This window comes from Allobosea sp. FBZP-16 (assembly GCF_002831785.1).
GTDB lineage: Bacteria > Pseudomonadota > Alphaproteobacteria > Rhizobiales > Beijerinckiaceae > Allobosea > Allobosea lupini.
Map to the genome: position 1 here is coordinate 103569 of NZ_LNCQ01000006.1, position 22670 is coordinate 126238.

At 65.8% G+C, this 22670-nt stretch carries 24 protein-coding genes; 18 read left to right on the forward strand and 6 right to left on the reverse strand.

Features of this window, described 5'->3' with window-relative positions; translation table 11 throughout:
* The first annotated feature begins 11 nt into the window (after positions 1-11).
* The gene (locus CXY91_RS00900) at positions 12-767 is read left to right on the forward strand and encodes an SDR family oxidoreductase (protein ID WP_100958925.1); all 756 of its coding nucleotides are present in this window, start codon (positions 12-14) and stop codon (positions 765-767) included.
* A 1-nt stretch (position 768) separates the two neighbouring features.
* Here CXY91_RS00900 and CXY91_RS00905 read toward each other — a convergent pair whose 3' ends face one another.
* Positions 769-1077, reverse strand: a complete 309-nt coding sequence (locus CXY91_RS00905; protein ID WP_091829850.1) for a hypothetical protein — start codon at positions 1075-1077, stop codon at positions 769-771.
* Between the two features lie 280 nt (positions 1078-1357).
* Between CXY91_RS00905 and CXY91_RS00910 the strand changes: the two genes are divergently transcribed.
* The 5 genes from CXY91_RS00910 to CXY91_RS00935 all read left to right on the forward strand — a co-directional run bounded on the left by CXY91_RS00910 (position 1358) and on the right by CXY91_RS00935 (position 5698).
* The gene (locus CXY91_RS00910) at positions 1358-1636 is read left to right on the forward strand and encodes a hypothetical protein (protein WP_091829848.1); all 279 of its coding nucleotides are present in this window, start codon (positions 1358-1360) and stop codon (positions 1634-1636) included.
* A 21-nt stretch (positions 1637-1657) separates the two neighbouring features.
* Entirely contained in the window at positions 1658-2614 is a 957-nt protein-coding gene (speB, locus tag CXY91_RS00915; RefSeq protein ID WP_091829846.1) for an agmatinase, read from the forward strand.
* A gap of 17 nt (positions 2615-2631) precedes the next feature.
* Entirely contained in the window at positions 2632-3225 is a 594-nt protein-coding gene (locus CXY91_RS00920) for a P-loop nucleotide/nucleoside kinase family protein (protein ID WP_248307300.1), read from the forward strand.
* Positions 3226-3472: 247 nt separating this feature from the next.
* Entirely contained in the window at positions 3473-4405 is a 933-nt protein-coding gene (gene argC, locus CXY91_RS00925; protein WP_100958927.1) for an N-acetyl-gamma-glutamyl-phosphate reductase, read from the forward strand.
* A 522-nt stretch (positions 4406-4927) separates the two neighbouring features.
* Positions 4928-5698, forward strand: a complete 771-nt coding sequence (locus CXY91_RS00935; RefSeq protein WP_158673217.1) for an alpha/beta fold hydrolase — start codon at positions 4928-4930, stop codon at positions 5696-5698.
* 77 nt (positions 5699-5775) lie between these two features.
* On the opposite strand, the gene CXY91_RS00940 is transcribed toward CXY91_RS00935, so the two are convergent.
* Positions 5776-6624: a fumarylacetoacetate hydrolase family protein gene (locus CXY91_RS00940; RefSeq protein ID WP_091829838.1), complete on the reverse strand. Its 849-nt coding sequence runs from the start codon at positions 6622-6624 to the stop codon at positions 5776-5778.
* 466 nt (positions 6625-7090) lie between these two features.
* Between CXY91_RS00940 and CXY91_RS00945 the strand changes: the two genes are divergently transcribed.
* Positions 7091-8449 carry an OmpP1/FadL family transporter gene (locus CXY91_RS00945; protein ID WP_100958930.1) on the forward strand — a complete coding sequence of 453 codons (1359 nt, stop codon included), beginning with the start codon at positions 7091-7093 and terminating at the stop codon, positions 8447-8449.
* A 194-nt stretch (positions 8450-8643) separates the two neighbouring features.
* Here the strand turns inward: CXY91_RS00945 and CXY91_RS00950 are convergent, their stop codons facing one another.
* Positions 8644-10485 carry a class I poly(R)-hydroxyalkanoic acid synthase gene (locus tag CXY91_RS00950; protein WP_100958931.1) on the reverse strand — a complete coding sequence of 614 codons (1842 nt, stop codon included), beginning with the start codon at positions 10483-10485 and terminating at the stop codon, positions 8644-8646.
* A 209-nt stretch (positions 10486-10694) separates the two neighbouring features.
* On the opposite strand from CXY91_RS00950, the gene CXY91_RS00955 reads away from it, so the two are divergent.
* From CXY91_RS00955 to CXY91_RS00970, 4 genes are all read left to right on the forward strand, one after another.
* A complete protein-coding gene (locus CXY91_RS00955) occupies positions 10695-10946 on the forward strand; it encodes a hypothetical protein (RefSeq protein WP_100958932.1) in 252 nt (83 codons plus the stop codon).
* Positions 10947-11021: 75 nt separating this feature from the next.
* Positions 11022-11648 (forward strand): glutathione S-transferase family protein, encoded by a 627-nt coding sequence (locus CXY91_RS00960; RefSeq protein WP_100958933.1) that lies wholly within the window; start codon positions 11022-11024, stop codon positions 11646-11648.
* 152 nt (positions 11649-11800) lie between these two features.
* Positions 11801-13021: an LL-diaminopimelate aminotransferase gene (locus CXY91_RS00965; protein WP_091829828.1), complete on the forward strand. Its 1221-nt coding sequence runs from the start codon at positions 11801-11803 to the stop codon at positions 13019-13021.
* 196 nt (positions 13022-13217) lie between these two features.
* A complete protein-coding gene (locus CXY91_RS00970) occupies positions 13218-13649 on the forward strand; it encodes a hypothetical protein (protein WP_091829826.1) in 432 nt (143 codons plus the stop codon).
* Positions 13650-13656: 7 nt separating this feature from the next.
* Here CXY91_RS00970 and CXY91_RS00975 read toward each other — a convergent pair whose 3' ends face one another.
* Positions 13657-14193: a peroxiredoxin-like family protein gene (locus CXY91_RS00975; protein ID WP_091829824.1), complete on the reverse strand. Its 537-nt coding sequence runs from the start codon at positions 14191-14193 to the stop codon at positions 13657-13659.
* Positions 14194-14261: 68 nt separating this feature from the next.
* On the opposite strand from CXY91_RS00975, the gene CXY91_RS00980 reads away from it, so the two are divergent.
* Positions 14262-15038 (forward strand): helix-turn-helix transcriptional regulator, encoded by a 777-nt coding sequence (locus CXY91_RS00980; protein WP_100958934.1) that lies wholly within the window; start codon positions 14262-14264, stop codon positions 15036-15038.
* A 9-nt stretch (positions 15039-15047) separates the two neighbouring features.
* On the opposite strand, the gene CXY91_RS00985 is transcribed toward CXY91_RS00980, so the two are convergent.
* Positions 15048-15950, reverse strand: coding sequence for a hypothetical protein (locus CXY91_RS00985; protein WP_248307301.1), 903 nt, complete (start codon positions 15948-15950; stop codon positions 15048-15050).
* Here CXY91_RS00985 and CXY91_RS00990 point away from each other — a divergent pair.
* Entirely contained in the window at positions 15949-17289 is a 1341-nt protein-coding gene (locus CXY91_RS00990; protein ID WP_100959056.1) for a homoserine dehydrogenase, read from the forward strand. The two genes, CXY91_RS00985 and CXY91_RS00990, sit on opposite strands and share 2 nt — an antisense overlap.
* Positions 17290-17384: 95 nt before the next feature.
* A complete protein-coding gene (glpX, locus tag CXY91_RS00995) occupies positions 17385-18383 on the forward strand; it encodes a class II fructose-bisphosphatase (protein WP_091829820.1) in 999 nt (332 codons plus the stop codon).
* 81 nt (positions 18384-18464) lie between these two features.
* On the opposite strand, the gene CXY91_RS01000 is transcribed toward glpX, so the two are convergent.
* Complete coding sequence (locus CXY91_RS01000) at positions 18465-19139, reverse strand: GntR family transcriptional regulator (RefSeq protein WP_100958935.1); 675 nt, start codon at positions 19137-19139, stop codon at positions 18465-18467.
* 174 nt (positions 19140-19313) lie between these two features.
* Here CXY91_RS01000 and dctP point away from each other — a divergent pair, with 174 nt between their 5' ends.
* The 4 genes from dctP to CXY91_RS01020 all read left to right on the forward strand — a co-directional run bounded on the left by dctP (position 19314) and on the right by CXY91_RS01020 (position 22664).
* Complete coding sequence (gene dctP, locus CXY91_RS01005) at positions 19314-20297, forward strand: TRAP transporter substrate-binding protein DctP (protein WP_100958936.1); 984 nt, start codon at positions 19314-19316, stop codon at positions 20295-20297.
* A 102-nt stretch (positions 20298-20399) separates the two neighbouring features.
* The gene (locus CXY91_RS01010) at positions 20400-20918 is read left to right on the forward strand and encodes a TRAP transporter small permease (RefSeq protein ID WP_100958937.1); all 519 of its coding nucleotides are present in this window, start codon (positions 20400-20402) and stop codon (positions 20916-20918) included.
* Complete coding sequence (locus CXY91_RS01015; RefSeq protein ID WP_100958938.1) at positions 20915-22210, forward strand: TRAP transporter large permease; 1296 nt, start codon at positions 20915-20917, stop codon at positions 22208-22210. The genes CXY91_RS01010 and CXY91_RS01015 overlap by 4 nt, the downstream gene beginning before the upstream one ends.
* A gap of 19 nt (positions 22211-22229) precedes the next feature.
* Positions 22230-22664, forward strand: a complete 435-nt coding sequence (locus CXY91_RS01020; protein WP_100958939.1) for a type II 3-dehydroquinate dehydratase — start codon at positions 22230-22232, stop codon at positions 22662-22664.
* The last annotated feature ends 6 nt before the right edge of the window (positions 22665-22670 follow it).

The window sequence follows — 22670 nt, forward strand, 5'->3', positions numbered from 1 at the left end:
GAGCCGTCCGCATGTCCGACCGTCCCGTCCTTCTCGTCACCGGCGGCAGCCGCGGCATCGGCGCCGCGATCTGCCGCTTTGCCGCCGAGCGCGGCTATGACGTTGCCGTCAACTATCAGGGCAATGCGCAGGCAGCGGCCGATGTCGTCGCAGCCTGCGGCCGGGCGGGGGCGAGGGCGGTCGCGATCCAGGGCGACATGGGAAACCTCGCCGACATTGCCCGCGTCTTCGCGGAGGCCAAGGCGGCGCTCGGCCCGCTGACTGCGGTCGTCAACAACGCTGCGATTACCGGCAAGAGCAGTCCGCTCGCCAAGTCGGATCCGCAGGTCATCCGCGCCTGCATCGACCTCAACGTCACCGGCGCGATCCTGGTGGCACGCGAGGCGGCACAGGCCCTGCTCGCCAACGATGGCGCGAAGAACCGCGCCATCGTCAACATCTCCTCGATTGCGGCTGGGCTCGGCTCGCCCAACGAATACGTCTGGTACGCCGCGTCGAAGGCGGCGGTCGATTCCATGACGATCGGCCTCGCGATCGAGCTCGCTCCGGCCGGCATCCGTGTCAACGCAGTGGCACCTGGCATGACGCAGACGGATATCCACGCGCTTTCGACCGGCGATGCCGGCCGCGTCGACCGCATCGCCCCCACGATCCCGCTGAAGCGGGTCGCCGAGCCGGAGGAGATCGCCGAAGCCGTGCTGTTCGCGCTCTCCGAGGCTGCGTCCTACATGGTCGGCTCGATCATCCGGGTCGGCGGCGGTCGCTAAGTCAGTTGCAGACTTCGACCTGCCGCATCCGCCCTTCGACGAAGGCCTCGGTGAAATGGCAGGGCATCCGGTTCATCGGCGGCGAGTACCAGGTTGCCGTCGGCGAGTCGTGGTAGACCGGGTAGGCCTGCGTCTGCGGGTCCGCCGGGGGCTGGGTCATGTGCTGGTTCTGCATCGTCCGGTTGCTCGCGGCGGTGGTGATCAGGCCGTGAGTGCCTGAGCCGCCGACGGCAGCCGATGCCGGCGATTGGAGCGCGAAACTCCCGAAGGAGCCGGCCAAAGCGAGTGCTGCGATCAGGGTCTTTGTCATGACAGCCTCCAAAGTCGCGATAGCAAGTGATCAAGGCCATAGGCCGCGCCTGGTGGGCGGCAACCGACTCTGCCGCCTCCAAATCGACCAAGCTGTGGCCTTGTCGTGAGGCCCTAATCACGAAGCCGTGCCGCGGCACTCACGAGGCGGTGAGGCAAGGTCGGGCGGCTCAACGACAGAATCGGCTGCGACAGCAGCCGCAGACGGCTGGAGCTGCAAGCTGGCCGTGCTAAATCGGCTGCCGTCCTGTTCAACCGGAAGCCGCCAACGGAAGCCCCCAATGCGCGCCCTGTTCGTCCTGATCGCCTTCGGCATGGTCGCGGTGCCGGCGTTGCTCGCGCTGGCGCGCAGCGACCTGCCGCGCGGCCGTCGCATCGTCAATGCACTGATCGTCTTCCTGGCGCCGGCCTTCGCGCTCGGCCTGATCCATGGCGTGCCGGAGCTCGACGGCAGGGCGCTGCAATATCCGGTCGCCTGGACGACGCTGCGGCTCGTCCTGACCGGGCTCGCCCTGATCCTGCCCTGGTGCCTCTATGTCTGGCTGAACGGCCGGCGCTGACTTCCCGACGGATTTTTCGAGATGACCGAACCTGCCGAAACCCCGACGATCGACCACGCCTTCACCGGCGACCGCAAGGGGCCGGCCCACGACCCGACCTATGCCGGCGCGCTCTCCTTCATGCGGCGCCGCTACAGCAAGGACGTCGCCGGCTGCGATGCCGTGGTCTGGGGCGTGCCCTTCGATCTTGCGGTCTCGAACCGGCCCGGCACCCGCTTCGGACCGCAGGCTATGCGCCGGGTCAGCGCGATCTTCGACGGCGATGCGCAATACCCCTCGCGGATTGACCCGTTCGAGACGCTCGCCGTGGTCGACTATGGCGACTGCCTGCTGCCGCGCAGCGACCTGCAGGGGTGCGCCCGCGCCATCGAAAACGAAGCGGCGGCGATCATTGCCAGCGGTGCCCAGCTCGTCACCCTCGGCGGCGACCATTTCATCACCTTGCCGCTGCTGCGCGCCCATGTCGCCCGCCATGGCAAGCTCGCCATCGTCCAGTTCGATGCCCATCAGGACACCTGGGACGACGGCGTCGGCGCGATCAGCCACGGTACCTTCGTGCTCGAGGCGGTGCGCGAGGGGCTGATCGACACCGAGCGCTCGATCCAGGTCGGCATCCGCACAGTCGCGCCGCGCGATTGCGGGATCACGGTGATCGATGCCTATCAGGCGCATGCGCTCGGCGTCGACGGCATCGCCGCGCGGATCAGGGAGCGCGTGGGGCAGGGGCCGGCCTATCTCACCTTCGACATCGACGCGCTCGATCCGGCCTTCGCGCCGGGTACCGGCACGCCGGTCGCCGGCGGCTTCTCTTCGGCGGAAGCGCTGCGCCTGGTCTGGGCGATCCGCGATCTCGACTTCCGCGGCATGGACATCGTCGAGGTCTCGCCGCCCTACGACCATGCCGATGCGACCGCGATCGCGGGCGCGGCGGTGGCGCAGCACTATCTCCAGGCGCTGGCGCTGAAGAAGGCGGGTTGAATCGAGTTGCGAGGCGCTTGAATCATCCCGACAAGGATAAGCATCAAGCGCTTTCTACGACTGGAAAAATCAGCCTCGAACGAGCGGGGACATCCGTGCTGATCGTCTTCAGTGGACTTCCCGGCACGGGCAAGACGACTCTTGCCCGCGAGCTCGCGACGAGGCGGTCGGCGGCTTATCTGCGCATCGACAGCATCGAGCACGTGATGCGCAAGGCACTGCCGGGCAACGACATCGGCGCAGCGGGCTACACTATGGCCTTCGCTATCGCCGGCGAGAACCTTTCGCTCGGCGTCGCCGTCGTGGCCGATTGCGTGAACCCGGTCGCCGAGAGCAGGGCGGCATGGCGCCAGCTTGGTCGCGCCTCGGCCGTGCCGCATCTCGACATCGAGGTCGTCTGTTCCGACAAGGCGGAGCATCGCCGCAGGGTCGAGCAGCGGCAGCCCGATGTTCCGGGATTTGTCCTCCCGGACTGGGCTTCGGTGGAGACACGTGATTATCAGCCCTGGACGGGCGACCGGCTGATCGTCGACACGGCTGTCCTTTCGGTCGAGGACGCCCTGCGCCTGATCGAGGACCGACTGGCGTCCTTGGTGTACAGCGCCGATTGACAGGCCGCCAGGCAGGGAACATATAGCCCCGGCATGACCACGAACCCGACCCGACGTCGCAGTGAACAGGCCGCTCCGGCGCGCCCGCGATGACGCTCGGCTTCCAGCCCGAACGCCCGCGACCGCGCCCCGAGCGCGGTTTTTTTATGCCCGTCGCAAAACTGATGTCCGCTCTTGCGACAAGGCCAAGTTCCAGAGCCAGCCAACCAGTTCCGTCCGCTTCCACCAGACGCCTTGCGAGGGTCCGATGAGCCAGAACCTGAAATCCATCTTCATCGACGGCGAAGCCGGCACGACCGGGCTCGGAATCCGCGAGCGTCTCGCCGATGTGGCGGAAGTCGTGGTCAAGAGCATCGATCCCGACAAACGCAAGGACCCTGCCGCCCGCAAGGCGATGATGGCCGATGTCGATCTCGTCGTGCTCTGCCTGCCCGACGATGCGGCCAAAGAATCCGTCGCGCTCGCTGACGAGCTCGGCAGCAGCGCGCCGAAGATCGTCGACGCCTCGACCGCCCATCGGGTCGCAGCCGGGTGGACCTATGGCTTCGCCGAGCTCGAGCCGGGCTTCGCCCAGAAGGTCGCCAACGCCAACCGGGTTGCCAATCCCGGCTGCTACCCCACCGGCGGCATCGCGCTGCTGCGCCCGCTCGTCGATGCCGGGCTGCTGCCGGCCGACTATCCCGTTAGCGTCAATGCGGTCTCCGGCTATTCCGGCGGCGGCAAGAGCATGATCGAGGCCTATGAGGCCGGCACGGCGCCCGATTTCGAGCTCTACGGCCTCGGTCTCAAGCACAAGCATCTGCCCGAGCTGCAGGTCTATTCGCGGCTGGAGCGGCGGCCGATCTTCGTGCCCTCGGTCGGCAATTTCCGGCAGGGCATGCTGGTTTCAGTGCCGCTGCATCTCGACACGCTGCCCGGCAAGCCGACGCCTGCCGATCTCGAAACGGCCTTGGCCGAGCGCTATGCCGGCTCGACCTATGTCAGCGTCCTGCCTGCCGATCCGAGTGGCAAGCTCGAGCCGGAGGCCCTCAACGACACCAACAAGCTCGAGCTGCGCGTTTACGGCAATGCCGATCTCGGCCAGGCCGTACTCGTCGCCCGCCTCGACAATCTCGGCAAGGGCGCGTCCGGCGCCGCTGTCCAGAACATCCGCCTGATGCTCGGCCTGCCGGAGGGCTGACGCCAGCCTCCAGGTCCGCTCGAATCCTGCCTTCGCTCATGGCGAAACAATGGCTGCACCCCCCAAATGGGGGATGCGGCCATGTCTGCTTGCGATCATAGCTGGATCAGGCGGCAGGAGAGCGGGGGCGATTCGATGCCGGGATTCGATACGTTGGGGGCGCGCCTCGCGCGCAGCCGGCGCAGGTTTGAGCGCGAGCGCGCCGGGGTGAACATCGAGCGGCCGGCTCAGGACGGGCTCGATCTCGCCGTCCGGCGAGACGATGCGTCTGACACCCCGGCCGGCATGCCGATGCCGGCATCGGCGAAAGTGCTCAGGTTTCCAAGCCCGGATGGGCGTCTTAGAGACTGAAGCAGCCGTGCCAGGGTACGGCTGCCAGCGCTGCCGGGGTGAGGTCGAACAGCCCCGGCAGCGCTTTTTCTTGCGACCTGTCCAGGCCGGATCCGGTCAAGGATCCTCCGTCGGGCGGTCTTGCCCCCATAGTCGGAAAGCTATCGTCGTAGAATGAGGAGAAGGCTTGTCGTGCAAGAGCTCTCTTGGACATTGCGAGCAATGCGGCGCCGCGCGCTCGTACCATTGCTCTCGGCTGCGGTCGCGCTCGGCGCGATGGCGCCCGCCTCGGCGTTCGACCTGCGCGGCGCGGGCGTAGTGCTCATCCACGGCAAGGCAGGTGGGCAAGGTCCCCTCCAGCCATTGGCCCAGGCGCTGAAGGCGCGTGGCGCGACCGTCCTGCTGCCGCGGATGTCTTGGACGTCCGGCTACAGGACCTATGACCAGACGCTCGGCGAGGTGCAGGCTGCCGTCTCGCGGCTGAAGGCCGGTGGAGCGTCCCGGATCGTGCTCGCCGGACATAGCCTCGGAGCCAACATCTCCATGGGCTATGCCGCTCGCGTCGGCGGCGTCGACGCGGTCGTGGCGCTGGCGCCGGGGCATCGCCCGGACTTCATCGCCAGCCAGACCGGCGAGAGTCTTGCGCAGGCCAAGGCGATGGTCGCGGCCGGGCAGGGGGCGCAGAAGGCGAAGTTCCTCGACTTCAACCAGGGCCGGACCTTCCCCATCACCACCACGGCCGAGGCCTATCTCAACTTCTTCGATCCCTCCGGGCCGGCAGCCCAGGCTGCCCAGGCGAGCGGTGTCCGCGCTCCGACGCTCTGGGTGATCGGCACGGGCGATCGCCCAGCGATGAACGATCGCGCCGCTTACTCCGGCACGCGCCTCGTCGTCGAGGCCGACCATCAGACGACACCACGCGTCGCGGTGGCCGAAGTGATCGACTGGCTGCAGAAGCAGTAGGGTCGCGGCCTGCCGGGATTGAAAAAGGGCGCTGCCGGAGGCCCGGCAGCGCCCTTCACGTCTTGCGCAGGATAGCGTCAGCCTGCGTAGGGCTTGAAGAGCTGCTTCTGCGTGCCTAGGCCCTCGATGCCGAGGGCGACGGTCTCGCCACCCTTGAGGAAACGCGGCGGCTTGAAGCCGAGGCCGACGCCGGGCGGGGTGCCGGTGGTGATGACGTCGCCCGGATCGAGCTGCATGAACTGGCTGATGTAGTGGACGAGATAGGCGGCGCCGAAGATCATCGTCTTGGTCGAGCCGTTCTGGACGCGCTCGCCGTCGACTTCGAGCCACATGGCGAGATTCTGCACGTCGGCGATCTCGTCCGGGGTGACCAGCCAGGGGCCGAGCGGGCCGAAGGTCGGGCAGCCCTTGCCCTTGGCCCATTGTCCGCCGCGCTCGGTCTGGAATTCGCGCTCGGAGACGTCGTTGCAGACGCAGAATCCGGCGATCGCCGCCATCGCGTCCTTCTCGTCGATGTAGGAGCCGCCGTCGCCGATCACGATGGCGAGCTCGACCTCCCAGTCGGTCTTCTTCGAGTTCTTCGGGATGATCACGTCGTCATTGGGGCCGACGATGCAGTTCGGCGCCTTGTTGAACAGGATCGGTTCGGCAGGGATCGGCGCGCCGGTCTCGGCGGCGTGGTCGGCGAAGTTGAGGCCGACGGCGATGAAATTGCGGACATCGCCGACGCAGGCGCCGATGCGCGGCGAGCCCTCGACCAGCGGCAATGATTCGGGGGAGAGGGCCTTCAGCTTGGCGAGCGAAGCGGATTTGAGCGCCGCGCCGGCGAGGTCGGAGACATGCGCCGAGAGATCGCGCAGCTTGCCGGCAGAGTCGACAAGGCCGGGCTTCTCCTGACCAAATGCACCGTAACGAACCAGTTTCACGTCGTTTCCCCCTTTTCAATCGTTTCAAACAGGGCTTGTAAGGCTAGACCGAAGGTCGCGCCGATCCTGTGCGGACTGCCCCTGCGATGCAAGCCCGGCGCGACGCATGCCATACTTGCGGGCGGACCGGGAGTTGTGGCGCTTATGCAACGCTCGTCACGAAAGCGCGCCCGAACTCGGCGCTGGCGGGTGAGGCTATGCTGCGGCGCACAATGGCGAAACCCACGATAGTTCGCATCTAAACTATCTTTTCGGGCGCTGGCTTTGCCGCGGGACGCGCGAAACGCGGTCATTTTGCACGTTTTTTGGCCCTGCCGATGCGGAAAGCCGATCGAGCATGGCGATTTGAAGGCGGTCAAGGCGGGATTGCGGCGTAATCCGGCAGGCGGCATGGTGATGACAGATTCCGCGGCCTGCTTCGCCGCAACCACCACAACAAGAACCTCAGCCTGGGGAAGACGCCGCGATGAAGAGCCTTCTGAAATTCACCGCCGCCGCCACTGTCTCGCTTTCGGCGCTGCTGGCGGCCGGCGCGGCTTCGGCGAGCTCCTTCGCGATCCGCTCGGGCCAGAGCGCCGAAGGTCTCGGCATGGCCTATGCCGGCGCGGCGGCGGGCGGCATCGGCATGGGCTCGATGGCCTGGAACCCGGCGACGATCACCATGTTCCCGGGCCGCAACAGCCAGTGGAACTTCACCTATCTCTATGCCAACGGCGACTATCAGCCGACTTCGACGACCACGGTGCGCACCCCTGCGGGCGCCACGGTTCCGATCCAGGCCGCCGGCGGCAGCACCCTCGGCACCGGCAATATCGGCGGCGACGGCTCCTTCATCCCGGCCTCCTATTCCTCCTGGCAGCTGACCGACCGGTTCTGGATCGGTCTTACCACCGGCGCGCCGTTCGGCCTGCGCTCGAAGCCCGACAACCAGGTCAACGCGGCGCAGGTCTTCGGCCGCTCGGCCAAGGTGCAGACGATCAACGTCTCCCCGACCATCGGCTACAAGGTCAACGACTGGCTCTCGATCGGCGCGGCGCTGCAGGTCCAGTATTTCAAGGCCAGCCTGAAGCAGGCCAACGGCGTCACTGCGGCCGCGACGCCGATCATCATCCAAGGCGACACGATCGATTTCGGCTATCGCTTCGGCGCCACGCTGACCCCGCTCGACGGCACGACGATCGGCCTGGCCTACCGCTCTTCTGTCAAGCAGACGCTGGAAGGCAGCCTGCGGAGCGCGGCGACCGGCTATATCCCGGTCAAGGCCAACCTGAACCTGCCCGACTCGGTCGTGCTGGGTGTTTCGCAGGTCATCAACGACCAGTGGCAGGCCCATCTCGGCGTGGAGTGGACCAACTGGAGCCGCTTCCGCAACATTCCGGTCGTGACCCGCGCCGGTGGCGTCCCGCTCACCAGCCTGAACTTCCAGTATGACGACAGCTGGTTCTTCTCGGGCGGTGTCGAGTACAAGTACAGCCGCGACCTGACGCTCCGCGCCGGTGTGGCCTACGAGCTCTCGGCCGTGAACGACGACAACCGCCAGATCTTCATCTCGGACAACGACCGGCTCTGGCTCAGCGCCGGTCTGAGCTACCAGCTCACCGAGAAGTTCAAGCTCGACGTCGGCTACACCTATATCCACGTCAACAAGGCCAAGGTGAACTACACCGGGAACAATCCGCAGCAGGTCTTCAATCCGTCGCTGCGGGCGGTGTCCTATACCGGCCAGGCCGAGCCTTACATCCACATCGTCTCCGCCGCCCTGACCTATCGCTGGGACAACCCGGCCGAGACGATCCCGGTCCGCCCGGTCGTTCGCAAGAACTGATCGGCGCTTCCACGACGCTGAAAAGCCGGCCTTCGGGCCGGCTTTTTTTGTCGAGGTGAAAGGAAGGGCCGGCAGAGAGCAGGAACTGCCGCCGGATGCCGGCTTCATCCGGAGACATCCTCGTCATCCCGGAGCTGCGCGGCTTCGCCGCTTGTCTAGGATGACGGAGCGGTTCCGAGTAGAATCCGTAAGCTCTAAGCCTTGATCTTCACATAGCTCCCCGGCGCGTCCTCGAGCGCGGGCAGGGGCCCCTCGCCGGGGATACGCGGCTTGACGCGCTTGGGCGCCTGCTTCTCCAGCCAGCCGAGCCAATGCGGCCACCAGGAGCCGGGGTGCTCCTCGGTTTTCTTCATCCAGTCCTCGAAGGCGCCCTCCGGTTTCGGGCCGGTCCAGTACTGGTACTTCACCTTGTTCGGCGGATTGACCACGCCGGCGATGTGGCCGGACCCGGCCATGACATAGTCGACCGGGCCGCCAAAGGTCTGCGAGCCCAGGAAGACCGATTTCGCCGGAGCGATGTGGTCCTCGCGCGTCGCCAGATTGTAGATGGGTATCTTCACCTTCTTGAGGTCGAGCCGCTTGCCGCCGAGGCGCATCTCGCCCTTGCTCAGCTTGTTCTCGAGATAGCAGTTGCGCAGGTAGAAGGAGTGGTTCGCCGCCGGCATCCGGGTCGAATCCGAATTCCAGTAGAGCAGGTCGAACGGGGTCGGCGCCTTGCCTTTCAGGTAGTTGTTGACGGCATAGGACCAGATCAGGTCGTTGGGCCGGAGCATGTTGAAGGCGCCCGACATGCGCGAGCCGTCGAGATAGCCGCGCTCGGCCATCTGCTCCTCGACGGCGCGGATCTGCTCCTCGTCGACGAAGACCGAGAGCTCGCCGGCGTGGCTGAAATCGACCTGCGTGGTGAAGAAGGTCGCGCTGGCGATGCGCTTGTCCCGGGTTGCCGCCATATAGGCCAGGGTCACGCCGAGCAGCGTGCCGCCGACGCAGTAGCCGATCGTCGAGACCTGTTTCTCGCCGGTGACCTGTTCGATCGCCTCCAGTGCAGCGAAGATACCCTCGCGCATGTAGCTCTCGAAATCCTTGAGCGCGTGGCGGTGGTCCGGGTTGACCCAGGAGATGCAGAAGACCGTCAGCCCCTGCGAGACGCACCAGCGGATGAAGCTCTTCTCGGCGTTGAGATCGAGGATGTAGAACTTGTTGATCCAGGGCGGCACGATCAGCAGCGGCCGCTTCAGCACAGTCTCGGTCGCCGGCGCGTACTGGATCAGCTCGATGATGTCGTTGCGGTAGATGACCTTGCCGGGCGTCGTCGCGATGTTGACGCCGACCTGGAAGGCGCCGGCATCGGACTGCCTGATCTTGAGCTCGCCGCCGCCTGCCTCGACGTCCTCGGCCAGCATCTTCATGCCGCGCACCAGGTTCTCGCCGTTCTGCGCCATGGTCTCGCGCAGCAGCTCGGGATTGGTCGCGACGAAGTTGGAGGGCGAGAGGGCGCCGGCGATCTGCTTGACGTAGAAGCGGGCCTTGTCACGCGTATGCGGGTCGAGCTCGTCCGCCTGCTCGACCATGCCTTCGGCCCAGCGCGTCGTCAGCAGATAGGCCTGCTTGACGAAGTCGAAGACGGGATGGCTGTCCCACTCCGGATCGGCGAAGCGTGCATCCCTTTTCTCGGGGGCGATCACCGGCTCGACCTGCTCGCCGCCAAGGCGCTTCAGGGTCGAGCTCCACAGGGAGAGGAAGTCGCTGGTGATCGCGCCCTGCGCCTCGATGATCTTCTGCGGGTCGCTGACCCAGCGCTCGGCGACGCGGCCGAGCACCTTGACCATTTCGCTGGCTTCGTCGGCCTGGCCGGTCTTGGCCTCGCCGCGCTCGATCGGCTTCAGATAGGCGGCGGTCACCTTGCCGGCCTGCTCGACCAGCTTGCCCATGTTCTGCGCCATCGCTTCGAAATCGGGAACGGCCGGGAGCTCGGCGAACGGCGCTTCAGCAGGCTTTGGCCCGGCTTTGCCTTTCTCGTCAGCTGGCGGACACATGATGGCGCTCCCCTTGGTAGCCTTACGCAGGAGTTGCACTCCCCATTTTGGACCCATTAAGGACCTAACCGGTATGAGTGACAAAGAAATTTTGCGGAAGCAGGGCGATGGCTGACAGGCGGACTCAAATCTCGCTCAGGGCGGCTGGACTGGTTCTCATGGTCGGAGCCGGCCTTGGAGGCTGCGAAGCCACGCGCGGTGTGGCTGAAATGGCCGATCTCGCCACCAAACCCGGCGAGCCCAAGCCTTTCGTCACCGAGACCCGGCCGCAGGATCCGAAATATATCCCGATCGGCACCACCGTCTCGCGGCCGGCCAAGCGCAAGACCGTCGACGAGTTCAAGAAGCTCGAGGCCGAGTTGGAAGCCAAGCGAATCTCCAACGACGCTGCCGGCGCGCAGGCGCAGAGCCTCGGCAAGGTCCTGCCGCCGCCGGCGCCACCGCCGCAGCCGAAGGAGTGAAGGCGGCAGGCACGGAACGCTTGCCTGGCGTCACCCGGATCAATCCAATGACGGCTCCTCGGTGGAGCGCCCGCGATGATCCTGATCGGCCAGTATGATTCGCCCTTCGTGCGCCGCGTCGGCATCGCCCTGACGCTCTATGAGTTGCCCTTCGAGCACCGGCCCTGGTCGGTTTTCGGCGACGGCGACAGGATCGCGCCGCTCAATCCGCTGGTTCGCGTGCCGACATTCGAGCTCGATGACGGGCTCGTGCTGGTCGAGAGCCATGCCATTCTCGATTATCTCGACGGCTTGGTTCCGCCCGAGCTTGCCCTGTTCCCGCGTACGGAGCCGGGCCGTCACAGGGCCTTGCGCGTCGCGGCACTGGCGATCGGGCTCGCCGAGAAGGCGGTGAGCCTGTTCTACGAGCTGCGATTGCACGACCAGGTTTCCGAGGTCTGGGCCGGGCGCTGCCGCTCTCAGATTCTGGGTGTCCTTGCCGCTCTCGAGCGCGAGCGTGCCGAGCGTAACGGCGACTGGTGGTTCGACGATCGGATCGGCCATGCCGATATCGCGCTCGCCTGCGCGCTGCGCTTTGCCGGCGAGGCGCATCCCGATCTCGTGGTCCTCCGTGACCATCCGGCATTGGAGGCTCATTCCGCGCGCTGCGAAGCGCTCGACGTGTTCAAGACGATCAGTCAGCCCTTCATTCCGCCGGCTTGAAGCGTTGCAGCAATGCGGCATGCGCTGCTGTTCGCTGAATCTTGCGTTTTTTCTGCTGTTGGGGCGGAAGCTGCGGTGGTAAGGCATCGCAACGCAAGAATGTGATTTGCCGCGCGCGAGGGTGCGGCGATCCGCAAGGACCTGTTGTCGAGATGACCGATTTCCACCGCATCAAGCGCCTGCCGCCCTATGTTTTCGAACAGGTCAACAAGATCAAGGCTGCCGAGCGCGCCAAGGGCGTCGACATCATCGACCTCGGCATGGGCAATCCCGATCTGCCGGCGCCCAGGCATGTCATCGAGAAGCTGGTCGAGACCGCCGGCAAGCCGCGCACCGATCGCTATTCCGCCTCGAAGGGCATCTCCGGCCTGCGCCGCGCCCAGGCCCATTACTATCAGCGCCGCTTCGGCGTGACTCTCAATCCCGACACGCAGGTCGTCGCCACGCTCGGCTCGAAGGAGGGCTTCGCCAATATGGCGCAGGCCATAACCGGTCCCGGCGACGTCGTGCTCGTGCCCAATCCGAGCTACCCGATCCATGCCTTCGGCTTCCTGATGGCGGGCGGCGTGATCCGCTCCGTCCCGGCCGAGCCGACGCCGGCCTTCTTCCCGGCGCTCGAGAGGGCGATGGCGCATTCGGTGCCGAAGCCGATCGCGCTCGTCACCTGCTATCCGGCGAACCCGACCGCCTATACCGCCTCGCTCGACTTCTACCGCGACCTCGTCGCCTTCGCGAAGCGGCATGAGCTGATCCTGCTCTCCGACCTCGCTTATGCCGAGGTCTATTTCGACGAGAATGATCCGCCGCCCTCGATGCTTCAGGTGCCGGGCGCGATCGACGTCGCCGTCGAGTTCACCTCGATGTCGAAGACCTTCTCCATGGCCGGCTGGCGCATGGGCTTTGCCGTCGGCAATGAGAAGCTGCTGGCGGCGCTGGCGCGGGTGAAGTCCTATCTCGACTACGGCGCCTATACGCCGATCCAGGTCGCGGCCGCGGCGGCGCTGAACGGTCCCGACGACTGCATCCGCGAGATGCGCGAGATCTATCGCAAGCGCCGCGACGCGCTGGTCGAGAGCTTCGGCAAGGCCGGCTGGGAGTTCCCGGCGCCGCAGGCCTCGATGTTCGCCTGGGTGCCGATTCCCGAGAAGTTCCGCCATCTCGGCTCGCTGGAGTTCTCCAAGCTGCTGATCGAGAAGGCCGAAGTCGCTGTCGCGCCTGGCATCGGCTTCGGCGAGCATGGCGACGACTATGTCCGCATCGCCATCGTCGAGAACGAGCAGCGCATCCGCCAGGCGGCGCGCAATATCGGCCGTTTCCTGAAGAGCGCCGACCAGACCCTGCACAATGTCATCCAGATGCCGAAGGCGGGGTAGGGCGGAAGCGTCCCGCCATCGTCATTGCGAGCGTAGCAAAGCAATCCAGAAGGTCGCGCTCTGCGGCTCCTGGGTTGCTTCGTCGCTGTGCTGCTCGCAATGACGCTTGGGCGGTGTTGCGCGCCGGCACTGGACCGGGCCGCCGAAACATGGGAACCCAGCACCGAGGGCGGATAGCAGGGATAAAGAGCGCATCATGGTCTCGAAGGGCCGGTTGATCGGGATCATGTTCGGCCTGTTCGCGCTGGTCTGCCTGTTCGCGACCTATGATTTCTCGCGTGGCCGCACCACCGACACCGACTCACCCCTCATCGCCGACGTCCTGACCGCCTCGCGCGCCAAGGAATGCGGCCGCGACGCGACTGAGATCGCCGGCAAGTATTTTCCGGTGGGCATGGGCCGGGCCGAGGCCGAGCAATTGCTGGCGCAGACCGTGATCCGGGCACCCAAGCCCTGGTTCTGGAAGCCGATCGACGAGAATTCGACCCAGGCGGACGGCGACAGCGTCGAGGCGTTGCGCACCATCAAGATCACCGCTTTCGGCAACCAGCTGCTGCGGCTCTATCTCGGCTTCGAGAACGGCAAGGTCCACAAGCTCGCCGCCGAAGTCGTCTGCCGCTTCGAATAGGCGGCTTTTAGGCCGTCGCAACCACCTCGCCACGCGCCGGATAGTCGTTCTTGATGACGAAATCGAGTGCTGCGACCATCTCGGCAAAGTTCGGTCGCACGAACGGCATCGACTGGACGGAGAGGTAATAGAGCGTCCGGTCCGGGCGCACGAGGAATATGCCGGGCTCGGAGAACAGCGCCGGCTCCTCGATGCCGATCGAGGTCTTGCCGCGCGAGGCGGAGATGTAGAGCCCCCATTCGCGGGCCGTCTCCAGCGCCAGCCCGTAACCGATCCGCAGCCGGTCCGCGCCGATCTTCCGTGCCATCTCGCCGGCGCGCTCCGCGCCGTCGCTGCTGACCGCGATCGTCTCGACACCCCGGCTGGCGAAGTCCGGCGTCAGCCGCTCGAGTTCCTTCAGGTAGTTGGCGCAGATCGGGCAGTGCAAGCCCCGGTAGAAGCAGACGAGCGTAAAGCGTTCCGGCTCCGCCTCCCATAGGTCGAAACGACCTTGCCCGAGGGTCTCGACGGAAAGGGTTGGTACGAGCTGACGTGGAATGAGCATTGAGAGAGCCTCCAGGGTTGCGAGTTCTCCCAGATTGCATATTGTCAGGCATGAAAAGTTCCAATCGCATGATCGAAAGTCCCGATGCGCGGCGCGATCGCCTGTCGAGCTTCTTTTCTGCGTTCGATGTCATGGCGGAACAGGCGGCGCCAGAAGTCGCCAATCTGCTACTGACTGGGCGAGCAGGGGACCTGCGCTCGCTGGTGTTCCTGCCGCATGCAAAGGTGACGGCGAAGCTTGGCGAAGAGGTGCTGGCCGCGGTGAGGATCGACTTTGGCGGGCCGGCCAACCCGCTGATTGCAGCGCTGCCGGAACGGGTCGAGCTTGCACTCGACGCGGCGCCGGCGATGCGAACGGTCGCCGATCTGCTGGCGGCAGAGGCGGCAGCCCGGCGATGTGGGCGGCAGATCGCCCTCGACAACATTTGCAGGCTGCTCCTGCTCCTGCTTCTGCGCCATTTGATCGACGAGGGCTCGACCCGGCCGGGGCTACTGGCAGGGCTGTCGCACCCGCAGCTGTTTCCAGCGCTGGTAGCGATGCAGGAGGCGCCGGCCCATGGCTGGAGCGTCGACGAGCTCGCCACGATCGCCGGCATGTCGCGGACGCGGTTCATGGCCTTGTTCCCGCGTGTGCTGGGCACCACGCCGATGGCGCATCTGGCGCATTGGCGGATGGTGCTGGCACGGCGCGAACTCGAACGTGGCGGCCGCGTCAAGCTGGTCGCGCGGCGCATCGGCTATGGCAGCGCCGCCGCTTTCTCCCGCGCCTATCAGCGAACGTTCGGCGAGCCGCCGATCGTTCTTAGGACGCCAGCGCGGCGCGCTGCCGCATCCGGCTCGCTTTGAGGTGCAGCATCAATGCCGCCGCAACAGCCGCTTCAGTGGGCTGTCGGCATGCGGATCGAGATAGTGCAGGATCGCCGTGGAGCGGATCGTATCGGGGTCGCACGCTTCGTTGGTATGGATCGAGCGGTAGCCATTGAACAGGTAGAGGCCGCCCGGCTTCAGCTTGAGATGTCTGATGCTGCGATGGCCGCGGCGATAGAGATGCCGCAGCGCCGCTTGCGACAGCGGATTGTCCAGCAGGATCTTGTCCAGGAAGTTCGTCGCGTAGCTGGCACGCAGCTTGCGGGTGTTGGGGATGATCAGTAGGTCCCCGCTCTGGCCGCGCTCGGGCATCAGGATCGGGATCAATGCCGTGAGCAGGTAGGAATCATAGTGGAAATTCAGCGAGTTGGCCGCAGCTCTCTCGCCGGAGAGGCAACGCAGGATCTGGTAGAAGGACGGCTGCGGCGCGGGCTTACCCATGCTGCTCTGATAGATGCCGCGGCACAGCGTCAGGAAGTCGGAATCTTCCGGCCAGCGTTTCAGGAAGGTTCCGTCCAGACGTTCGGGCCCGGCGATCGCCAAGTAGTTTCCGCCATTGCCGCTGACCGCGCGCCTGACGAAATCCTGGGCTTCCTGCAAATCGCCAGGCGGGACATAGTCGTCGATCACCGCGAAGCCGTCGCGATCGATCTGTGCTGCGATGAGCGCGGGGTCGGGCAGGGGCGCTACAGGCGCGCTATCGGCAACTTCAATGGCGTTTGTCGGAAGGGCAGGCATCGGCATCGCAATCCTCCACCCGGGAAAGCGCTCGCTGCGGCTCGCGTTTCTCAATGGAAGCAAAATCCGTGCCCGGAGGTTGATCTGTCGCTCACAGTGCTTTGCCGCCGTTGACTCCCCGCGCGCCTCATGCGACCCCCGCGCCATGACCATGCACGCTGCTTCTTCCGAGATCAGGCCCCTGCGCGTCGGCATCGCCGGCCTGGGAACAGTCGGCGCGGCGGTCGCCGGCATTCTGAAGCGCCAGGAGAACGCGCTCGCCGCGCGCTGCGGCCGGCCGATCCGCGTGACGGCGGTCTCGGCCCGTAATCGCAATCGCGATCGTGGCATCGATCTCTCCGGCTTTGCCTGGTTCGACGATCCGGTCGCGCTCGCCGCGTCCCCCGAGATCGATTGCCTGGTCGAGCTGATCGGCGGCTCTGACGGCCCAGCGAAGACGGCGGTCGAGACCGCGCTTTCCGCCGGCAAGCATGTCGTCACCGCCAACAAGGCGCTGCTAGCCGCCCATGGCGTCGCGCTCGCCGAGCTCGCCGAGGCCAATGGCGCGGCGCTCGCCTTCGAGGCCTCCTCGGCCGGTGGCATCCCGGTGGTGAAGACGCTGCGCGAGGCACTCTCGGGCAACAATGTCAGCCGGCTCTACGGCATCCTCAACGGCACCTGCAATTACATTCTCTCGCGCATGGAGCTTGAGGGCCTGACCTTCGAAGCCTGCCTGAAGGACGCCCAGCGCCTCGGCTATGCCGAAGCCGACCCCACCTTCGACGTAGAGGGCTTCGACACCGCCCACAAGCTCGCCATCCTGACCAGCCTCGCCTTCGGTACGAAGATCGACGCCGAAGCGATTCATGTCGAAGGCATTTCCTCGATCACGCCGCTCGACCTGAAGATGGCCGACGAACTCGGCTACCGGATCAAGCTGCTCGGCGTCGCCGAGCGGACCAAGACCGGCATCGAGCAGCGCGTGCACCCGACCATGGTGCCGAAGTCGTCGGCGATCGCGCAGGTGATGGGCGTCACCAACGCGGTGACCATCGACGCCGATGCCGTGCGCGAGATCACCCTGGTCGGTCCCGGCGCCGGTGGCGGCCCGACCGCGTCGGCGGTGATCGCCGATATCGCCGACGTCGCGCGCGGCACCGCCGGCCAGCCCTTCGGCATGCCTGTCGCCCGCTTGGAACAGCCGACACGCGCCGCGATGCAGCGTCACGAGGGCGGCTACTATATCCGTCTCGCCGTCGCCGACCGCCCCGGCGCGGCCGCCGCGATCGCGACCCGGATGGCGCAGGCCGATATCTCGCTTGAAAGCATCGTCCAGCGCCGTTCCGAGATTGCTGCCCAGCGCGACCCCGGCGGGCGCTCCGGCGCACCGGTCCCGGTCGTGCTGATCACCTACGCCACCAGCGAACAGGCCATCCGCGGCGCCCTGGAGAAGGTCAGCGCCGACGGTCACATCGCAGAAGCGCCGCAAGTCATCCGCATCGAGCGGGAATGAGCGTGAAAGGCTGGGTCGCCCACGGCTTAGCCTTATCATCGCCAATCCGTTCGCTATTCACCTCGGCCATCCGCTAACGCGCTCAGGGAGTCCCCATGTCCGTCGATCTCCGCATCTCGCCCGACCAGATCATCGAGCGCTATCTCTCGATGGAGCTGGTTCGCGTCACCGAGCGCGCCGCCGTCGCCGCCGCCCGCCTGCGTGGTCATGGCGACGAGAAGGCGGCCGACCAGGCCGCGGTCGACGCGATGCGGCGCGAGCTCAACCGCCTGCCGATCGACGGCGAGATCGTCATCGGCGAGGGAGAGCGCGACGAGGCGCCGATGCTCTTCATCGGCGAGAAGGTCGGCAACAAGCAGGGCCCCAAGGTCCACATCGCCGTCGACCCGCTCGAGGGCACCACGCTCTGCGCCAAGGACATGCCAGGCTCGATCGCGGTGATGGCGATGGCCGGCGCCGGCCAGCTGCTCTACGCCCCCGACGTCTACATGAACAAGATCGCGATCGGCCCGGGCTACCCGCAGGGGATCGTCGATCTCGACGCCTCGGCCGCGGACAACATCAACGCGCTCGCCCGCGCCAAGGGCGTCAAGCCGCACGAGATCAACACGCTGATCATGGACCGGCCGCGCCACGAGAAGCTCATTGCTGAAGTTCGCAAGACCGGCGCCTCGATCCGCCTGATCACCGATGGCGACGTTGCCGGCGTGATCTTCTGCACCGAGCCGGAAAAGACCGGCATCGACCTTTATCTCGGCATCGGCGGCGCGCCGGAAGGCGTGCTCGCTGCTGCGGCGCTGCGCTGCGTCGGTGGCCAGATGCAGGGCCGCCTGATCCTCGATACCGAGGAGAAGCGGGCACGCGCCGCGACCATGGGCGTCAAGGACCCGAACAAGAAGTATGACATGTCGGAGATGGCCTCCGGCGACGTCATCGTCTGCGCCACCGGCGTCACCGATGGCGGCATGCTCTCGGGTGTGCGCTTCGGGCCCGAGGTGATCGAGACCGAGACGATCGTCTATCGCTCGATCACCGGCACGGTCCGCCGCATCTATGGCGAGCATCGCGAGCTGTCGAAGTTCCAGCTCGACTAAGCTCTGGAGCTGTTGCAACTGCAAAGCCCGTTCCGCAAAAGCCGCGGCGCGGGCTTTGTTATTGAGCCGACCTGCGCCGCTTCAGCCTTGCAAGGTGCCGCCGGCGAGGGTGTGCTCGACGCACGCGTTGATATGCGTTGCCAGGACTGCGGTGGCACGCGCGATGTCGCGCCGCATCGCGCAGTCGAGCAGGATCTGGTGCTCCTGCGCCGCCGCCTCGCCGCGGAAGATCACCGCGACCATCTGATAGCGCAGATAGCGGTCATAGACCGAGGCGTGCGTCTCCATCAGCACCTGCGAGCCACAGGCCGAGATCAGCGCGTGATGGAATTCCCAGTCATAGCGCTTCCAGAGTTCCGGATCGGCGCGATCATTGTCGAGCATCCGCTTTTCCATCAGGGCGAGCTTGTGATGGGCGGCGACGACGCGGCCTTCCCACTCCATGTCACCGGCCGTGAAGGATTGCGCCAGCGCGTGTCCCTCCAGCAGTAGCCGCAGCGCCGCGATCTCGCTCAGATTGCTGGCGGAGACCGGCGCGACCATGAAGCCCTTCTGGCCCTCGGCCTCGACCAGCCCTTCCGACGAGAGCCGGTTCAGGATCTCGCGCAGTGTGCTGATGCTGGTGCCGTAGGTCTCGCGCAGGTCGTCGAGCTTGAGCCGCTGCGCCGGTACCAGCCGCCCGAAGACGATGTCGGCGCGGATCCGGCGATAGGCCAGCTCTCCGATCGAGGCGGTCGGCGGGGCGTAATTCAGCATGCGTGATCCGTGGCAAGTGCGGCAGAGGGAGCATCCTAGCTGCCGAGCGGAGGAGGCACAATTATTATGGCAAAATTGAAATCATCGGAGGAAATCGAAAATACCTGTTGATTGCTGATATGCGCTTGGGCATGGTCTGCTTCGAAGCGGGCCAACCCGCACGGGAGGAACGGCATGAAACAGGGTATCGACAGGCGTGCGCTTCTGGCGGCCGGCGGCGCTCTTGCGCTGACGGGTGGTGCCGCGCTCGCACAAGGCAAGCCGAATCTGCGATTTTCGGCGGTTTTCTCGGAGCAGGACATCCGCGCCGAGATGATGAAGCGCTTCGCCGAGGCCATCAAAGACGACTTCGCGCTGCAGCCCTATTACGGCGGCAACCTGTTCAAGCAGGGCACCGAACTCGTCGCCATGCAGCGCAACAACCTCGAAATGGGGAATATCGCGCCGCAGGACGTCTCGAACCAGATTCCGGCCTGGTCGATCGTCACCTCGGCCTATCTCTTCCGCGATGCCGACCACCTCAAGAAGGTCTTCGCCAGCGATGTCGGCCGCGATCTCAAGAAGATCGCCGAGGACAAGCTCAACATCAAAATTCTCGGCCCGACCTATTTCGGCGCCCGCCAGGTCGGCCTGAAGCCGAAGAAGAAGATCAGCACCCCGGCCGATCTCGCTGGCGTCAAATTGCGCATGCCCGGCGGCGACGCCTGGCAATTCCTCGGCCAGTCGCTTGGCGCCAACCCGACGCCGATGGCCTATGCCGAGGTCTATACCGGCCTGCAGAGCGGCGCGATCGACGGGCAGGACAATCCGCTGCCAAACGTCCAGAACATGAAATTCTACGAGGTCTCCTCGCAGATCGTGCTGACCTCGCATCTCGTCGGTTTCGACCTGCTCTGCGTCACCAAGCGCGTCTGGGACGGGATGGATGCGAAGAAGCAGGCCGCCTTCCAGGCCGCGGCTGACGCCGCGATCGACTGGAGCACCAAGGAGCACCTGGCCAAGGAGGCCGAGCTGGTCGACTTCTTCAAGAAGCAGGGGCTCGAGGTCTATACGCCCGATCTCAAGGCCTTCCGCGACTTTGCCCAGAAGAAGTACCTGGAATCAGAGCTGGCCAAGGGCTGGGTGCCCGGCATGATCGACAAGATCAACGCGCTCTAGCGTTTCGCTACACTTGAGCGACCGAGGTCTAGCGCCGGCCCTTCGGGGGCGGCGTGGCCCGCCGACGGAGGGGCCGGCGGGCCGAATTTCACCGGAGGGGCGATGCTGAACTCGCTGAAAGCACTCGGTGCCTTCATGGCGCGCCGGGCCGAGAACCTGCTCGCGCTGATGCTCGGGGCGATGTTCCTCGTCTTCCTGGTGCAGATCGTCTTCCGCTATCTGCTCAACTTCCCGATCGGCTGGACGCATGAGATCAGCGTCATCCTCTGGCTCTGGCTGGTGCTGTTCGGCGCCGGCTTCGTGCTGCGCGAGAGCGAGGAGATCCGCTTCGACATCATCTATGGCGCGGTCGGGCCAGGTCCGCGCCGCGTGATGGCGCTGATCACCGCGACCGCGCTCGTCGTGCTGTACGTGATCTCGCTGCCGGCGATGGCGGACTACGTCTCCTTCATGAAGGTCGAGCGCACCGCCTATCTGAAGATCCCGTTCAACTGGGTCTATGCGATCTATATCGCCTTCGCGGTCGGCGCGATCATCCGCTATCTCTGGCTCGGCTTCAGCGCCTTGCGCGGCAAGGCGCCCGAGGCCTTCGATCCCATCAAGGCGGGCTCGGGCGTATGAGCACGCCGTTCTCCCTCGCCATCCTCGCCATCGTCACGCTGTCGCTGCTCGGCCTGCCGATCGGCCATGCGATGATCGCAGGCTCGATCCTCTACCTGCTCGTCGCCGGACAGGATCTCTCGATTGCCGCCGAGCAATTGCTCAACGGCATGTACACCAACTACGTCATTCTCGCCGTGCCGCTCTTCATCCTGGCGGCGGAACTGATGAATATCGGCTCGATGACGGAACGGCTGCTGCGCTTCTGTGACGCGCTGGTCGGTCGCTTCAGGGGCGGGCTCGCCCATGTCAACATCGTCCAGAGCGTGATCTTCGCCGGCATGTCGGGCTCGGCCATCGCCGACGCCGCCGGCACCGGCCGAATGATGCAGGCGATGATGACCAAGGACGGCAAGTACCCGCCGGCCTTCGCGGCGGCGCTGACCGCTGCCTCCTCTGTGATCGGGCCGATCATCCCGCCCTCGATCCCGATGGTGATCTACGCGCTGGTCTCGGATGCCTCGATAGGCTTCCTTTTCCTCGGCGGGGTCATTCCCGGCCTGCTGATGGCGCTGGCGCAGATGACGATCGTCGCCTCGGAGGCAAAACGGCGCGATTTCCCGGTCGAGCCGCCTATCCCCTTGCGGCAACTGCCCGGGATCACCTGGCGCGCCTTTCCGGCGCTGATGATGCCGGTCGTGCTGCTGGGCGGGATCTATGGTGGCGCGACGACGCCGACCGAGGCTGCCGCGGTCGCCGCCGCCTATGCGCTCGCCGTCTCGGTGCTGCTCTATCGCAGCGTCAGCTTTCGCGCCTTCTACGGTTCGCTCGCCTACAGCGCCCGCACCACCGCCTCGATCGGCATGCTGATCGCCGGAGCGCTGGTCTTCAACTACGTCGTCACCATCGAGAACATTCCCGACAGCCTGCGCATGCTGCTGGCCGGCTGGAACCTGTCGCCGCTCGGCTTCCTGATCCTGGTCAACGTGCTGCTGCTGATCCTCGGCTGCCTGCTCGAAGGCACCGCGATCCTGCTCATCGTGGTTCCAGTGCTGATCCCGACCGCCAAGGCGCTCGGCATCGACATGGTGCATTTTGGCGTGGTCGTCGTCGTCAACATCATGCTGGGGCTGATCACGCCGCCCTACGGCCTGCTGCTCTTCATCATGACCAACATCGCCGAGGTGCCGCTGCGCCTGATCGTGCGCGAGTGCATGCCCTTCCTCGGGGCCATGCTGGTCGCACTGGCGCTGATCACCTTCTTCCCCAGCCTCGTGCTCTGGCTGCCGCGCCTGATGGGCTACCAGGGCTGACAGGACAGGACCCCCAACCGTGAGCAAACCGATCTACGTCCTCAACGGCCCCAATCTGAACCGGCTCGGCACGCGCGAGCCGCAGATCTACGGCTCGACCACGCTCGCCGAGATCGAGACGATGTGTCGAGCGACGGCCGGCGGGCGCGAGATCGTCTTCCGCCAAAGCAATCGCGAATACGAGCTGATCGACTGGATCCACGAGGCGATCGATCAAGGCGAAGCGATCGTGATCAACCCTGCCGCCTATTCATTCACCTCGATCGCGATCCTCGACGCCCTGAAGATGTTTCCCGGGCCGGTCGTCGAGTTGCACATCTCCAACATCCACCGGCGCGAGCCGCACTACCACAAATCCTATGTCTCGCTGGCGGCGACGGCGGTCATCGCCGGGCTCGGCCCGCAGGGCTATGTGGTGGCGGTCAAGGCGGCGATCGATCTCGCGAGCCGATAGGGCTCG